12 protein-coding genes are annotated in these 13,410 nt (G+C 59.6%); 4 read left to right on the top strand and 8 right to left on the bottom strand.

The genetic code is table 11. The features are described 5' to 3' along the window. Nucleotides 1–543, bottom strand: a complete 543-nt coding sequence (gene def / locus HDE72_RS13940; protein ID WP_183741825.1) for a peptide deformylase — start codon at nucleotides 541–543, stop codon at nucleotides 1–3. Nucleotides 544–878: 335 nt separating this feature from the next. Here def and dprA point away from each other — a divergent pair, with 335 nt between their 5' ends. The 3 genes from dprA (at nucleotide 879) to HDE72_RS13955 (ending at nucleotide 5,474) form a co-directional block, all read left to right on the top strand. Continuing rightward, nucleotides 879–1,994, top strand: coding sequence for a DNA-processing protein DprA (dprA, locus tag HDE72_RS13945; protein WP_260176688.1), 1,116 nt, complete (start codon nucleotides 879–881; stop codon nucleotides 1,992–1,994). A 94-nt stretch (nucleotides 1,995–2,088) separates the two neighbouring features. Next, complete coding sequence (locus HDE72_RS13950) at nucleotides 2,089–2,553, top strand: Smg family protein (protein ID WP_183741827.1); 465 nt, start codon at nucleotides 2,089–2,091, stop codon at nucleotides 2,551–2,553. A 272-nt stretch (nucleotides 2,554–2,825) separates the two neighbouring features. Further along, entirely contained in the window at nucleotides 2,826–5,474 is a 2,649-nt protein-coding gene (locus HDE72_RS13955; RefSeq protein ID WP_183741829.1) for a DNA topoisomerase III, read from the top strand. Nucleotides 5,475–5,524: 50 nt separating this feature from the next. Here the strand turns inward: HDE72_RS13955 and HDE72_RS13960 are convergent, their stop codons facing one another. The 7 genes from HDE72_RS13960 to HDE72_RS13990 all read right to left on the bottom strand — a co-directional run bounded on the left by HDE72_RS13960 (nucleotide 5,525) and on the right by HDE72_RS13990 (nucleotide 12,385). Continuing rightward, entirely contained in the window at nucleotides 5,525–6,226 is a 702-nt protein-coding gene (locus HDE72_RS13960; RefSeq protein WP_183741831.1) for a hypothetical protein, read from the bottom strand. 78 nt (nucleotides 6,227–6,304) lie between these two features. Beyond that, a complete protein-coding gene (locus HDE72_RS13965) occupies nucleotides 6,305–7,732 on the bottom strand; it encodes an alkaline phosphatase (protein ID WP_183741833.1) in 1,428 nt (475 codons plus the stop codon). A gap of 28 nt (nucleotides 7,733–7,760) precedes the next feature. Continuing rightward, nucleotides 7,761–9,206, bottom strand: a complete 1,446-nt coding sequence (locus tag HDE72_RS13970) for an alkaline phosphatase (protein ID WP_183741835.1) — start codon at nucleotides 9,204–9,206, stop codon at nucleotides 7,761–7,763. Between the two features lie 90 nt (nucleotides 9,207–9,296). Beyond that, the gene (locus tag HDE72_RS13975) at nucleotides 9,297–10,007 is read right to left on the bottom strand and encodes a hypothetical protein (RefSeq protein ID WP_183741837.1); all 711 of its coding nucleotides are present in this window, start codon (nucleotides 10,005–10,007) and stop codon (nucleotides 9,297–9,299) included. Between the two features lie 198 nt (nucleotides 10,008–10,205). Beyond that, a complete protein-coding gene (locus HDE72_RS13980; RefSeq protein WP_221291273.1) occupies nucleotides 10,206–10,709 on the bottom strand; it encodes a cupin domain-containing protein in 504 nt (167 codons plus the stop codon). 201 nt (nucleotides 10,710–10,910) lie between these two features. Beyond that, nucleotides 10,911–11,366, bottom strand: coding sequence for a hypothetical protein (locus HDE72_RS13985; RefSeq protein ID WP_183741839.1), 456 nt, complete (start codon nucleotides 11,364–11,366; stop codon nucleotides 10,911–10,913). Further along, entirely contained in the window at nucleotides 11,363–12,385 is a 1,023-nt protein-coding gene (locus tag HDE72_RS13990; RefSeq protein ID WP_183741841.1) for an NADP-dependent oxidoreductase, read from the bottom strand. Before HDE72_RS13990 ends, HDE72_RS13985 begins: the two co-directional genes overlap by 4 nt. A gap of 97 nt (nucleotides 12,386–12,482) precedes the next feature. Between HDE72_RS13990 and HDE72_RS13995 the strand changes: the two genes are divergently transcribed. Further along, entirely contained in the window at nucleotides 12,483–13,403 is a 921-nt protein-coding gene (locus HDE72_RS13995) for a LysR family transcriptional regulator (protein WP_183741843.1), read from the top strand. Nucleotides 13,404–13,410: the final 7 nt, after the last annotated feature.

The following is a 13,410-nucleotide window of genomic DNA, read 5'->3' on the forward strand; positions in this document are numbered from 1 at the left end:
TTAGAAACGACGGTTTTGGGCGCGCAGGCTAGCTTCGCGTTCCAGGCCACGGATTTCCTTGATCATCTTGGTCTTGATGCGGTTGCGCTTGAGCGGCGACAGATATTCGACGAAAACCTTGCCCATCAAGTGATCCATTTCATGCTGGATGCATACGCCCAGCAAGCCATCGGCTTCCAGTTCGAACTGCTTGCCATGCTGGTCCAGCGCACGCACCTTGATGCGCGATGGGCGCTCGACGCCGTCATACACGCCAGGCACGGACAAGCAGCCTTCGTCGTAGACTTGCTTTTCTTCACTGGCCCAGATGATTTCCGGGTTGATGAATACTTGCAGCTGGTCTTTGGTTTCCGTCACGTCGATGACCAGCAGTTGCTCATGCACGTCCACTTGCGACGCGGCCAGGCCGACGCCAGGGGCGTCATACATGGTTTCTGCCATGTCGGCGACCAGGGTGTGCAGACGTTCATCGAAGGCCGTAACGGGCTTGGCGACCGTGTGCAGGCGCGGATCGGGGTAACGCAAAATGTTTAATATGGACATACGAATTCGATTGGTTAAGGTGGACGCCGCTGCGCCCGGTTGTTTGTGCCTGGGCCATGCGGAAGATGGCGCGGCTGTGCAGGCTGAGTGTTCTTGGATACTTCCTGGATACGATAGTGCAGTGCGCGCAAGGTGCAAGGGCGTGGCAGCCTGCTTCGCCAGTCCGCCGTAATGCGTCTGCCGCAAGTCGAAATTTTATCACAGACACCCATGCGGCTGTGGCAGGCAGCCCTTTTGCGCCATGTTCGAGGCGACTTCTTGCGCCGTTCGATATCGCTGGTCCGCCGCCCCGCTACCATGATCAGGGCAGACCCTGATCAACCAGCGAGCGTGTCATGCATGCAGAAACAATGGTGGAAAAGCAGCAAGTGGTCAACGACCTGGCGGCCTGGCTGCGGCTGCAGCACCTGCCTGGCGTGGGGCCGGTCGCGGCGCGCGCCTTGCTGGCCCGTTTCGGCTTTCCGCCGCAGATTTTTTCCGCTTCGTTCGAAGCCCTGCGCGAGGTGGTGTCGACCAGCGTGGCGCGCACCATTGCCGAGCCGCCCCGGCGCGTGGCCAATAGCCAGCTGGAACTGACCTTGCAGTGGTTGCAGCGTCCCGGCAACGCCGTGCTGACCCTGGCCGATGCCGCCTATCCGCCGCTGCTGCTGGAAATTGCCGATCCACCGCTGCTCTTATATGTCAGGGGCCGGGCCGCACTGCTGTCGCGCCCGGGCATCGCGATGATCGGCAGCCGCAACGCCAGCGCGCAGGGCATGCAAAACGCGGCCGCGTTTGCCCAGTCGCTGAGCGCGGCGGGCTTGACCATTATCTCGGGCCTGGCGCTGGGCATCGATACGCAGGCGCATGAAGGCGGCTTGCGCGGCCAGGGTTCGACGGTGGCCGTGATCGGCACCGGTGCGGATTTAGTCTATCCGAAGCGTAACCTTGATCTGGCGCAAAGAATTGCCGAACAAGGCTGTGTTGTCAGCGAGTATGCGCTGGGCTTGCCTGCGATGCCGAGTAACTTTCCTCGGCGCAATCGCCTGATCAGCGGCCTGGCGCGCGGCGTGCTGGTGATCGAGGCGGCGGCGCTGTCCGGTTCATTGATCACGGCGCGCCTGGCGGGCGAGCAGGGGCGCGATGTGTTTGCCTTGCCCGGTTCCATCCATTCGACCCTGGCCAAGGGCTGCCATGCCTTGATCAAGCAGGGCGCCAAGCTGGTCGAGTCGGTGGAAGATGTCTTGCAGGAACTACAGTGGCAGGGCGGCATGGACGCCCTGGCGATCACACCCGATGCGGCGCCGCAAAGTGCTGTGCTGGCTGCGCTGGGCTACGATCCGCACGATGCCGACACCCTGGCCGGGCGTAGCGGCATGGCCGTGGGGGCCGTGATGGCGGAGTTGCTGGCGCTGGAAATGGCTGGCCTGGTGGAACGTTTGCCTGGTGGATTATTTCAGCGTTGTAAATGACAGTCTGCCACTTGTGTGGCGGCCATGCCGCATGGTTGCGCTTTGTCGGGATGGACTCTTGTGCCGTGGCGAACTTAGCTGATAGAGTAGAGTCATGTTCGATATCCTGGTGTACCTCTACGAGACTTATTACCGCCCCGATGCCTGCCCAGAGCCGGCCGCGCTGGCGCGCAAACTGTCGGCCGTCGGTTTTGACGACGTGGAGATTTCCGAAGCCCTGGTCTGGCTGACCGACCTGACGGCCATGGCCGGTGTCGAGCACATCCTGACGGCCAGTTCGACGGGCACGCGTTTCTATGTCCAGCAAGAAAGTGACGTGCTGGGTGCGGCTGCCGTCGGTTTCATCCAGTTCCTTGAAAGCGCCAGGATACTGTCGCCGCTGCAGCGCGAAATCGTCATCGAACGCGCGCTGGCGCTCGATGAAGCGCCTGTGTCGCTGGGCAAGCTGAAAGTGATCGTGCTGATGCTGTTGTGGAGCCAGGGCAAGGAACCGGATGCGCTGATGTTTGACGATTTGTTTATCGACGACGAAGACCTTCCTCCCCGCCTGCTACACTAGCCCTCGGCGGCCTTGCAAGGCCTTGCCCGGGACACTTTAGCGCACGCCGGCAATGATCTCTCAAGATGCCACCCGGTTTGCCGTGGCATTTGCTCCCGCGCATCCTTGCTTGTAGATAACTTGCCGAATTCTTCAATACGCGCTTATCATTGGCCGCTTGACAAGACCATAAGTCACAATGCCAGCGAAAGACAAAAGCGTCAGCGTCTGGCAATGCACTGTATGATGCGCATGCTGAAACTATCCTAGAGCATTTTTCGAGACTAAAAAATATGACAAAAACCCTCATCATCGCCGAGAAGCCTTCTGTCGCGAACGATATCGCGAAGACGCTTGGCGGCTTTACCAAGCACGATGAGTACTTTGAATCGGATGACTACGTCCTGTCGTCGGCGGTTGGCCACTTGCTGGAGATCGCCGTACCGGAAGAATTCGACGTGAAGCGCGGCAAATGGAGTTTCGCGCACTTGCCGATGATTCCACCGTATTTCGCGCTCAATCCGATCGCCAAGACGGAAGCGCGCCTCAAAGTATTAAACAAGCTGATCAAGCGCAAAGACGTTACCACCCTGATTAATGCCTGCGATGCGGGGCGCGAAGGCGAGCTGATTTTCCGCCTGATCGCGCAAAACGCCAAGGCCAAGCAACCGGTCAAGCGTTTGTGGCTGCAATCGATGACGCCGGGCGCCATCCGCGACGGTTTCTCCAATCTGCGCAGCGACGAAGAAATGCTGCCGCTGGCCGACGCTGCCCGCTGCCGTTCGGAAGCGGACTGGTTGATCGGTATCAACGGTACCCGCGCCATGACGGCTTTCAACTCGAAAGAGGGCGGCTTTTACCTGACCACCGTGGGCCGCGTGCAGACGCCGACCCTGTCGATCGTGGTCGAGCGCGAAGACAAGATCAAGAAATTCGTGGCGCGCGACTTCTGGGAAGTACGCGCCGAATTCGTCTGCGCAGCCGGTATCTATGAAGGCCGCTGGCTCGACACCAAATTCAAGAAAGACGAAAACGATCCCGAGAAGCGCGCCGAGCGCCTGTGGAGCAAGACGGCTGCCGACTCGATCGCCACCGCCTGCCGTGGCCGCCAGGGCATCGTCACGGAAGAGTCGAAACCGACCACCTCGATGGCGCCGGGCCTGTTCGACCTGACCAGCCTGCAGCGTGAAGCGAACTCGCGTTTCGGTTTCTCCGCTAAAAATACCCTGGGCCTGGCCCAGGCGCTGTATGAAAAGCACAAGGTGCTGACCTACCCGCGTACCGATTCGCGCCATTTGCCGGAAGACTACATGCCGACCGTGCTGCAGGCGCTGGAAACGGTCAAGGAAAACAGCAATTACCACCAGTTCGCCAAGCAGATCATCGACAAGGGCTGGGTCAAGCCGAACAAGCGCATCTTCGACAACACCAAAATCTCGGATCACTTTGCGATCATCCCGACCACCATTGCGCCAAAAAACCTGTCCGAGCCGGAACAGAAGCTGTACGACCTGGTGACGCGCCGTTTCATGGCCGTGTTCTTCCCGCCTGCGGAATTCCAGGTCACCACGCGCTACACGGAAGTGTCCGGCCATCAGTTCAAGACTGAAGGCAAGGTCATGACCAATCCGGGCTGGCTGGCCATTTATGGCAAGGAAGCATCGACCGATGCCGACAAGGAAAGCAATGGCAACGGTAACCTGGTGCCGGTCGCCAAGGGCGAAAAAGTGCAGACGGAAAGTGTCAGCGCCAACGGCCTGGTGACCAAGCCGCCTGCACGCTACACGGAAGCAACCTTGCTGTCGGCCATGGAAGGCGCAGGCAAGCTGATCGACGACGACGAGTTGCGCGATGCGATGGCCGGCAAGGGCCTGGGCACGCCAGCGACGCGCGCCGCCACCATCGAGGGGCTGCTGACGGAACGCTATCTGCTGCGCGAAGGCCGCGAGCTGATGCCAACCGCCAAGGCTTCGCAGCTGATGACCTTGTTGAAAGGCCTGGGCGTCAATGAATTGACGGCGCCAGAGCTGACAGGCGAGTGGGAATACAAGCTGTCACAGATGGAAAAGGGCAAGATTTCGCGTGACGAGTTCATGCGTGAAATCGCGCAAATGACGCAAATCATCGTCAAGCGTGCCAAGGAATACGACAACGACACCATTCCTGGCGATTACGCCACCCTGCACACGCCATGCCCGAATTGCGGCGGCGTGGTCAAGGAAAACTACCGTCGTTTCGCTTGCACCAAGTGCGAGTTCTCGATGAGCAAGACGCCCGGTTCGCGCCAGTTTGAAATCGAAGAAGTGGAACAATTGCTGAAGGACCGCACCATCGGCCCGCTGCAAGGTTTCCGCTCGAAGATGGGCCGTCCATTTGCCGCCATCCTGCGCATCGTGCGCGATGAAGAAATCAAGAACTTCAAGCTGGAATTTGATTTCGGTCAAAACGATGAAAGCGAAGATGGCGAAGGCGTCGATTTCACGGGCCAGACAGCGCTGGGACCTTGTCCCAAGTGCGCCGCTGGCGTGTATGAAATGGGCCTGGCCTATGTTTGCGAACACAGCGTGGCAAAGCCGAAGACGTGCGACTTCCGCAGCGGCCGTATCATCTTGCAGCAGGAAATCTTGCCGGAACAAATGGCAAAACTGCTCAACGATGGCAAGACCGATCTGTTGCCTGGTTTCATCTCGCAGCGCACGCGCCGTCCCTTCAAGGCGTTCCTGGTACGCGGCAAGGATGGCAAGGTGAGCTTCGAGTTTGAAGAGCGCAAGGCCAAGACGCCAGCCAAGGGCAAGGCGGCGGCTGCCGAGGTGGAAGGCGAAGAAGGCGCGGCGCCGGCCAAGAAGGCGGTCGCGAAGAAAGCGCCAGCGAAAAAGGCCACGGCCGTGAAAAAGCCGGCAGTTAAAAAAGCGCCGGCCAAGAAGGCAGTCGCGGCGGAGTAATCCGCCAGCGAGTCAGGACAGAAAGCCAGGGCGGTTGCCCTGGCTTTTTTTTAGTCCAGGTAATCCGAATACTCGCGCTGGGCGTAGTTTTTCAGGTTCGCCCAGGGCTGGGCCTGGCTCAAGGTGGGCTGCAGCTTGACGTCGACCCGGCGGTAAAAAGTGTTGGCGCGGTCGCCGCTTTCGATGATCAGCGGAATCTGTTTTTGCTCATCCCACAGCACGCGCTGGAACACGCCATTCTTTTCCACCTCGCGCCAGCGCGCGCCCGCCACGTTCGAGACCTGTTTCGACAGCGGAATGGCGGCCACCAGTTTCGGGTCCAGCAGATAAAAACTGTTTTCCCAGGAACCGTCGAAATTGACGTTCTCGTATTCCGCTTTCGGGATCGCCACCACCACCTTGTCGTGGGCATCGATGTATTCGACCTTGACGATGTTCTTTTCCAGCATCACATGGCGCGGTATCACGACCGGGTTGAAATGCTTGTGTTCATGCTGCGTGCTTTTCAGCGCCACTTTCTTGTTGCCGCTGTGTTCATCATGGGCGGCCGGCAAGACGCGTTCTACCCATACATGGCCGGGGCGGCGCAGCATCTTTTCTTCGTAGCGGCTTTCGCGCGTCACGCCTTCCGGCGTCAGCACGCGGTTGTAATAGCGGATGCCCAGGTCCAGATCCACCGGGGCGGCAGGGGTGGCGTGTACTGCGCTGGCAAAGCCGGCCGCGAACACGATGGCGATCAAAGTAGCTTTCATGGTCTTCCTTTACATGTGCAAGGGGGCGGATGCCACTTGCGTGCCATCCGCCCCTGACTAGTTACTTATTGATGCCGCTCAAAAGCCGAATGCTGCCTTCAGCAAGTCGAATACCTTGGTGTTGTCCAGGGTGCCCTTGAAGGTTTTCGAACCCGCGCCGGTGGCCAGCAGCTTGACGTCGCCGCCGCCGTGGGTTTCGCTGGCCAGGCGCACGCCGGTTTCCTGCAGGTAGTTGTCTGCCAGTGCCGTGGCGCTGTCGACGTTGGTGCGCAGGTTGGGGCGGTTCGGGCCATTGCCGAATACCAGGGTGGTGTAGGTATTGCCATCGGCGTCCTTGCTCGGCTGGCCGGACTTGTAGTCGCGGTTGATGTCGAGAATAGGATTGCCGCGCTTGCCATAACCGTTGAATGCCAGCGTGTGGTCATGGTCGGCCGTGACGATGATCAAGGTATTCGACAGGGTAGGGTCGGTCAGCTTGATCTTGTCGATGGCGGCCTTGATGGCGTCGTCGAAGGCGATGGTGTCGCTCAGCGCGCGCTTGGCATTGATGCCGTGCAAGGCGTGGTCGATACGGCCGCCTTCGACCATCAGGAAGTAGCCATTGCTGTTTTGCGACAGCAGGTCGATGGCTTTCAAGGTCATTTCCGACAGGCTAGGCTGGCTCGCGCCTTCGCCCAGCGGCGGCGTGGCGGTACGGTCCAGCTCATATTCCAAATGGCTGCGGGTGGAATACAGGCCGATAAACTTTTTGTTGTTCGGTGCAGCAGCCATTTCCGCCTTGGTGGCGGCCACGCTGTAGCCCTTGGCGGCGAATTCCGTCAACAGGTTGCGGCCATCGGCGCGGCCATATTTATTGCTGGCCGACCATGGCGTGTAATGGTTGCGCCCGCCACCCATCAGCACATCGACGCCGTCGAGCAGGGCGGCGTTGTAGCCTGCGCCGCCGGGCACGCTTTGCGCGGCGATCGCGTATTGCGCATTGCGGTTGCAGATGTGCGAGAAGGTGGTCGCTGGCGTGGCGTGTGTCAATTCCGTGGTGGTGATGGCGCCGACGGCCTTGCCCTTGGCTTTCGCCAGTTCCAAAATGGTCGGCACGGATTTGCCATTGCCGCTGGCCGGGCAGTTGTCCACGCCCAGATTGCCGTTGACGTCGCGGCTGGGTTCCTTGGCGATGGTGTCCTGCGACATCGAGATGACTTCATTGTTCATCTTGACGCCGGTCATGTAGGCGGCCATCGATGGTGCGCTGTCGGTGGTTTGCGCATCGTTGGAAAAGGTCTTGATGCGCGCCGTGCGTTCCAGCTTGTCCATGTTCAGGCTGCCATCTTCGCCGTATTTGTAGATGCGCGAAGCGGTCACGACGGATGGGCCCATGCCGTCGCCGAGAAAAAAGATGACGTTCTTGGCGTCGGCGGCGTAGGCGCTGGCAACACTGGCTGTCACCAGGGTGGCCAGCAAAGAGAGCTTAAAGGCAGGTTTCAGGGCGGGTTTCAATGCGAGTTTCATATGCTAGTCCAATTCTTTATCTTGGGGATTACAGACCGCCGGCGCTCTTGACCAGGCCGAATACTTTGGTGTTGTCGATGGTGCCCAGGAAGGTGTCTGCACCCTTGCCGATGGCGCCCAGGAAGACGTCGGTGCCGCCGTGGGTTTCATTGCCGGCCGAGACGCGGATCACCGCTTCCTGGTGGTAGGTATTGGCGCTGGTGACGGTTTCATCGAGGCCAGCCATGGTGGCGCGGCTCGCTTGCGTGCGGTTTTCACCATTGCCGAAGCCGATGATGGAATACGGCGCGCCGTCGAGGTCTTTTTCGACCGCGCCGGTCACGTAGTTTTTCACCAGGCCCAGCACGCCAGGGTTGCCGGCGGCGGTCTTGCCCGTGCGCTTGGCGTAGCCGTTCAGCACCAGGGTGTGGTCATGGTCGGCCGTGACGACGATCAGGGTATTGGCCAGGGTCGGGTCGGTCAGCTTGGCCTTGTCGATGGCAGCCTTGATGGCGTTGTCGAACGCCACGGTGTCTTGCAGGGCTTTCTTGGCGGTGGTTTCATGCAGCGCATGGTCGATGCGGCCGCCTTCGACCATCAGGAAATACCCCTTTTTGTTCTTGGCCAGCACGTCCATCGCCTTGGTGGTCATTTCCGCCAGGCTAGGTTCCTTGGTGGCGTCGCGGTCCAGGTCGTAGCTCATGTGGCTGGAAGTGAAGGTGCCGAACAAACGGTCCGTTTTCGTGCCGTCGACGGCCTTGAAGTCGGCGCCCGTGTTGGCGATGGTGTAGCTTTTGGCTTTCAGCTCGGCCACCAGATCGCGGCCATCGGCGCGTTTGCCGCCATTTTTGAATGGCGTAAAGAATTGCGCACCGCCGCCCAGCACCACTTCCAGGCCGCTCGTGCCCAGGGCGCTGTTATAGCCCGCGCCGCCCGGCACCAGGGCTGCAGCGATATCGTTTTCCAGGTCGCGGTGGCAGATATGCGAATAGGTAGCGGCCGGCGTGGCGTGCGTGACGCGCGCCGTGCTGACCACGCCTGCCGCAAAACCTTTGGCCTTGGCCAGTTCCAGCAAGGTGGTCGCTGGCGTGCCGTTGCCGGTGCCGCACTTGTTGACCAGCTTGTTGCCGTTGGCGTCCACGCCAGGCTCGATGGCGAGCGTATTGGCCGACATGGAGATCACTTCATTGTTCATCTTGACGCCCGTCATGTAGGCGGCCATCGATGGCGCGCTGTCGGTCACTTGCGCGTCGTTCGAGAAAGTCTTGACGAAGGCTGTTTCCGGCAAGGTGTCCATGGTCAGTGTACCTTCTTCGCCCACCGAGTAAATGCGCGCCGCCGTCATGGTGGTCAGGCCCATGCCATCGCCGAGGAAGAAGATGACGTTTTTCGGTGGGGCTTCCACCACGACTTCTTTATTGTCGCTGCCGCAGGCGGCCAGCATCAAGGTGATTGCGACGCTGCAGGCAGCGACGGAAGTTTTTCTGCGTGTCATGTGATCGATCCAGCTCGGTTAAAGAAGCTGGCAAGATAACAATCATTTGTTACGTGGCAATGACACTGTATTTTTTTATGATGCGTGTGACTATCCGATTTTGTCGATACGCCAACGTTCAGTATCCACACTGATCAGCTGGCCAGGCTGGCTGTCCTTGAGCGTTGGCAAAGTCATCGTTGCGCCACATTCCAGCCAGCCATGATTCGAGGTCACGATGCGCCAGGGCGCGGTGGCGTGAGCGCGCCGCAGCAGTGAAAACTCGTTGCCTGCGGTGGCTGGAAACTGCGCATCCGCGACGCCGCAAGCCCAGGCCGCATGGTCGCCGCTGATGATCAGGTAGGCGATCTTGCCGCTGCCATCCAGGCTGTCCAGCCGCGCCCCGTGGATCGCGCCAGCGCCTGCGCGCAGCCAGTCTTCCTGGTAGCTGGCGTCGATGCCGCTTTCATGCAGATTGTCCGGCGTATCGAAACGCATCAGGCCGGCGTCGATCTCGTCGCTGATGGCAGGGAAGGCGATTTCCGGGCGCCACTCGCAACGCTCTGCTTCTACCACGGTGATGCCGGCAAAGCCGGTCTGGGCTTGGATGCGTGCCAGTTGCCCGGGCGGCAGGCTGGCCAGTGCGGCAGGCGCAGTGATGCGGGGGCGGTCTTGCGGTATGCGCAAATCGATGTGGAACAGCGCTGACTGGAACCACCAGACGCTGGTCGTCAAATCGACTCTGCCATCGCTGCGGAAAATACCGGTGCGCCGCCAGATACCCTGGTAAGACTTTGGCACGGTAGAAATGGAGTTCGACATATTATGCTGATGGATATGGTTTATAAGCAGGATGGATATTATCCGAAAATCGCGAAAATAAAAAACTGATTATGCAATTTTGTGAATGGGCATTATAAATAATGGTGATTATCCGGCTTTTGTTTCGGGAATAAAAAAAGCCCGAAGTTTTCACTTCAGGCTTTGAACCTATGACAGGCTGAATCGAATCAGCGCATCTTATTTTTTGTCGGCGATGAAATGGTCATCCGCGCCGGCTGGAATCGGGATATACAAACGGTCCCATTTGTCGCCGTCCAGCAAGTCCCAGGTGTGGCCTTTGCCTTTCACGTCTTCTGCCACCAGGATGGTGCCAGGTTCGATGATGAAGGTGTCGCCATTGCTGACCTTGAACTGCAGCTTGCCCTTCAGGGTCACGACGTACTGCATGCGTGGCGCCGGGTGGGCCACTTTTTCATAGGCGTCGACCTTGGTTTGCGCGAAGAAGCTGGTGGCTGGCATGTGGACCTTGGTTTCCAGCTTGCCATACTCAAAGGCGCAGTCGCCATTGGGCAGGTTGATCAGGCGCACGGCTTTCAGGTAGGTTGGCGCTTCTTCTTCATGATGGCTGGCTGCCGTCTGGTTGCCAACCGTGGTCGTGGCGTTCATGTCTTTGGCCGACGCCGCGCCAAAACTCAGCAAGGACATCAGAGAGAAAATAGCTAAGGTGGTTTTCGTTTTCATTCGATTTCAGGCGTGAGTGTTTAATGGTGGTGACTATTTTGTAATGCATATACAGGCGGCGCATTCATCATGGTCTGATAATGCGGTATGCTTTTTATACTGTATTCCTAGTCCCGCCAATTTGCAATGCTGTTTATAATGCAATGCTCAGTTCACGCCTGTGGTTTTATTATTTTAAAATATCGAAATACGTATATATTTTTATAGTTTTAAATAAAGCTCGATTTTGTCGACCACGATGGTGACCTCATGGTATTCGGTCTTGCCATCCTGCTCGAAATGGCCGAGCACCACATCCGCCTTGAACTGATGCAAGGGATTTTTCGAGGCCGGGTCCAGCCGGTCCAGTGCAAACTTTTCCGGCGCGATGGTCCACAAGGTGGGGTGCGCCTCTAGGCGCTGGCGCAGCGCCGCATCGATGTGGGCGTCGGCCACGTGGAAGGTGAAGATGACCTGGTAATCATGCGGCGGATGGGCCATCGGCAAGTGCGAGGCAGTCAGCCCGTTCTTGCCGCCAAACATGGCCATGCCATGCGTGCCCCAGGTCGGTATGTGCTGCTTGCCGGCAGGCATGGCCATGCCAGTCATGGCCGGTTCGGCCGCCAGCGCACTGAGCGACAGCAGTGCGCCGCCCAGCATCAAGACGGCTCGCTTCATGCCTTTACCAGCAGTTTGCCGCGGTGTTCGCCGCCGAACAGGGAATTGAGGGCGCTCGGCAATTGTTCGAAGCCTTCGATGATGGTTTCCTCGAACACGATTTCGCCCGCCTTGACCCACGGCGCCACGATGCGGCGCATCTCATCCATGCGGTGCAGATAATCGCGTGCCAGCATGCCCTGGATGGTGGCGCGCTGATACAGCAGATGATGCAGCAAGCGGGGACCCAGTTCCGGTGTTTCCAGGCCGCCGCTGTACTGGCTGATCTGGCCGCAAATGACGATGCGCGCGCGCCGGTTGATCAATGGAATGATGGCGTCCGTGATCATGCCGCCCACATTGTCGAAGTACACGTCCACGCCACCCGTCAGGCGCTTGATTTCCGCGCCCAGGGTATCGGCGTCACTGAACGCCTTGTAATCGATGGCCCAGTCCAGCTTTAATGTGTCGCGCAGCCAGTCGCACTTGGCCTCGCCGCCGGCGATGCCCAGCACGCGCGCGCCGTGGCGCTTGGCAAATTGCGCCACCAGCGAACCGACGGCGCCGGCCGCGCCCGATACCACCACCACCTCGCCCGCATGCGGCTTGCCCGATTCGGTCAGGCCGAACCATGCCGTGCGGCCCGGCATGCCCAGCACGCCCAGCGCGGTGGTGACGGGCGCCTGCTGCGGATCGATCTTCGTCAGGATGCTGGCGTTGACCTTGGCGTGCGTCTGCCAGCCGGTGTAGGCGCTGACCCAGTCGCCCTCGGCAAACGCGGGGCTGTTCGAGGCCAGCACCTGCGCCACCACGGCGCCCGCCTGCACGGTATCGAGCGGATGCGCTTCGGTATCGTAGGTAGGCTTGCTCGATTGGCCTATGCGCATATACGGGTCGACGCTGAAATAGCGCGATGCGATCAGTACTTCATTGGCCGCCAGGCTGGTGTCCAGCGTCTGTTCGACCAGTTCGTAGTGCTCGGCGGTAATAGCGGCCAGTGGTTGCTGGCGGTATATCCATTGTTGTTGGGTCAGTGACATGGCGGTCTCGCTAAAAATTCGGATGCTATGATGGTAGACTGTAGTTTGTATCCCGTAAAGCAACTTAAATTCACTATTCGTATCCAATCAGGACGCCATGAACTTGTCTGACTTGCGCATCTTCGTCAGTGCCGCACGCCGCCCATCGCTGGGCGCGGCCGCGCTGGAAATGCATTTGACGCCCTCGGCCGTCTCGAAAGCCTTGAAACGGCTGGAAGACAGCCTGGGCACGCCGCTGTTCGACCGCTCCGCCAAACAGCTGGTGCTCAATACCAGCGGGCAACTGCTGCTGGACCGCGCCGCCACCTTGCTGGCGCTGGCCGACCAGACGCGCAGCGACATCATGGGCGAAAAAGCCATGCTCGATTGCCGGCTCGGCGGCCCGGCCATTCTGCTGTGGCGCCAGGGAAGAGGGCTCGCCGAGGCCTTGCGTGGCTATCCGCAAGCGAGCTTGCGCATGCTGGCCATGTTTGAAGAAGAAGCGCTGGCGGCGCTGGCCCGTGGCGATATCGATGCGGCGCTGGTGACGGGTGAAGTGCTCGATGGGCGCGGCGAACACTGGTCGCCGGAATGGCAAACCACGCCGCTCGGCAGCGTGACCCTGCATCTGGTGGCGGGCCGCAGCCATCCGCTGCTGGCGCAGTTGGCGCAGAGTGAAGATGGTTTGCTGCACGCAAGCAGTGCCGAAGTGCTGCAGCATGACTTTGCCTGCCCGTCGCGTTCGCTGTTTTGCGGCGCCCAGCGCGGTGCCCGTTCCGATGGCTGGCGCGACGATGCATTGCCGCGCAAGATACGCTACTGGAGCGACGATTTGCAATTGCTATTGGGTTTCGTCAAGTCTGGCGATGCGCTGGCCTATTTGCCCGAGTTCGCCTTGGAAGACCCGGAGCTGCTGCGTATCCAGGTCGACGATTGCGCCTTCGAATGCCGCGAACAGGTGGCGCTGGTGTGGAACCGCCAGCAGGCGGGCGGCTGGCTGCAGCGTTTGGCACAAATGCTGGAAAATAGTGTCAATTAGAGCGATT

The sequence above is a fragment of the Janthinobacterium saanense genome (assembly GCF_014200675.1).
Lineage (GTDB): Bacteria > Pseudomonadota > Gammaproteobacteria > Burkholderiales > Burkholderiaceae_D > Janthinobacterium.